Origin of the sequence: Acrocarpospora corrugata (assembly GCF_009687845.1) — a bacterium.
Classification (GTDB): domain Bacteria; phylum Actinomycetota; class Actinomycetes; order Streptosporangiales; family Streptosporangiaceae; genus Acrocarpospora; species Acrocarpospora corrugata.
In genome coordinates this window covers 25,823-27,642 of sequence record NZ_BLAD01000110.1, presented here as the reverse complement: position 1 = coordinate 27,642, position 1,820 = coordinate 25,823, and the positions used below count along the sequence as shown (strand labels likewise).

The 1,820-nt window shown below is 66.9% G+C and carries 2 protein-coding genes and 1 pseudogene; 2 read left to right on the top strand and 1 reads right to left on the bottom strand.

All coding sequences use genetic code 11. The features are described 5' to 3' along the window. A partial coding sequence (locus Acor_RS43765; protein ID WP_218034754.1) for a hypothetical protein occupies window positions 1–326 on the bottom strand: 326 nt, incomplete at its 3' end. A gap of 583 nt (window positions 327–909) precedes the next feature. Between Acor_RS43765 and Acor_RS38560 the strand changes: the two genes are divergently transcribed. Beyond that, window positions 910–1,314 carry a CAP domain-containing protein gene (locus tag Acor_RS38560; RefSeq protein ID WP_218034753.1) on the top strand — a complete coding sequence of 135 codons (405 nt, stop codon included), beginning with the start codon at window positions 910–912 and terminating at the stop codon, window positions 1,312–1,314. A 198-nt stretch (window positions 1,315–1,512) separates the two neighbouring features. After that, window positions 1,513–1,820 (top strand): annotated as a pseudogene (locus Acor_RS38555) (hypothetical protein); the annotation flags it as partial.

The following is a 1,820-nucleotide window of genomic DNA, read 5'->3' as shown; positions in this document are numbered from 1 at the left end:
GGGGTGTCTTGGGAGCCGAGGAGGCTGCCGGCGAGGGCGCCGAGGTTGGTGAGTGCTTGGGGGAGTTCTGGCTGGGGGGTCGGAATTGGTGAAGTTTGGGTTGGGGGGTCGGTTAGGGGGACTGGACCGCCGGATTGGGGGGCCCAGTTTTCGTTGGGGGGTTGTTCGGCGAGAGGGGTTTGGTGTGGGGTGAAGGAGCCGGAGGTCTCGTCGGTGGTGATGGCGAGGTAGACGCCGAGGCCGGCGGTGGCGAGGACGGCGGTGGCGCCGGTGATCGCTAATAGGGTTCGCGGCCAATTGAGGCGTGGTGGGGAGTAGTCCGGCAATGTCGTGATTCTTTCGTGATTCCTGCGCGGCGAATTCGTTACTGGGGTTAGTGTGGTCGCTCATCCGCGCAGGCGGCGCGGAATTCCCCAAGACGTCCGCAGGGAGGGTTTCCGGATGCCCCGGTATGGGCGGCGCACTGCCTGGTTGACCGTCGGTCTGGTCGCGCTCACCGTCGGAACGGCTTCTTGTGGATCAAGCAGCAGGCGGCTGGCCGGGGATCTGACGGAGGAATCACCGGTTCCCGTCGACTCATATGTGGTGCCGCAGAAGACACCCACCAGCACCCCAAAGCCACTCAAGTCGGTCAGCCCTACTGGCGAAGCACGCGGCTCTGCGAATCCGAACGGCAAGGCACCTGATTCCGGCAGCTCTACCGGTGCGGCGGATGGTTCCGGCGGTTCTAACGGCGGGGCGGATGGTTCCGGTGCTTCTACTGGATCCGGTGGTTCTGCCGGCGGGGCGCGTGGATCTTCGGGTTCGGATGATGAGTCTGCGGTCGCGGACGTGCGCGAATCCGGGGATGCGCGGGGGTCGATCGAGGGTGGCAGTGTCTCCGAGCGGCGTGTCATGTCTCCGGCTCAAGTGCAACGCCGTGCCGACGCCGTCGTGCGTGACATGGAGAACGAGGCCGTCCGGCTGACCAATGCCGCGCGTCGGCGGGAAGGTTGCCGCCCGTTGCGTACCGAAGAACGGTTACGCGCTGCCGCGCGGGGACACTCCGCCGACATGGCCGCGCGCCACTATTTCAGTCACGACTCCCTCGACGGCCGCTCGCCCTGGGACAGGATCAGGGCAACCGGCTACGCCTACCCCGCCGCCGAGAACATCGCCCGAGGTCAGAACAGCCCCGCCGAGGTCGTGGACGCCTGGCTCCACAGCCCGGGACACCGCGCCAACATCATGAACTGCGACCTCAAAGCCATCGGCGTCGGCGTACGGCTCGGCCCCGGCGGCCCATGGTGGACCCAGAACTTCGGATCCCGCTGATTTGCCCCAGTAGATGCCTAAAAGGACATTTTTGTGCGTCTCTATCGCATTTTTGGCTAGTCTGGCGGGACCCTTCGGAAGCCGTTGAGCTTCCCGAGCAGCAGCCCACCCGCAGGGAGTTCCCCCCAGATGGATGAAATCACGTCAAGCGACAGGATCCGTTCCAGACGTCCGCGTTCGCGCGGAAACCCCCGCAACATGCTGATCGGCGCCGCCATCCTGACCGCCGCTCTGGCGGGCGGCGGCATCGTCTATGCCGTCTCCGGCAACGACACCCCCGTCACCCAACCTGCCACAAACCCCGGCGCCCCGGAGGACGCCACCGCCCCCCTCGCCGACGACCCGGCCACCGAAGCCGAAGCCCCGGCCGACTCCGGCGAGCCCACCGACGGCGACGCCCCCGCCGGCGACAACCCGGGCAACACCGCCCAAGGCGGCCAAGAAGATCCCCCCGCCCAGAACCCCACCACCAAGAACGACAAACCCTCAGCCACCACCCCCAGAAC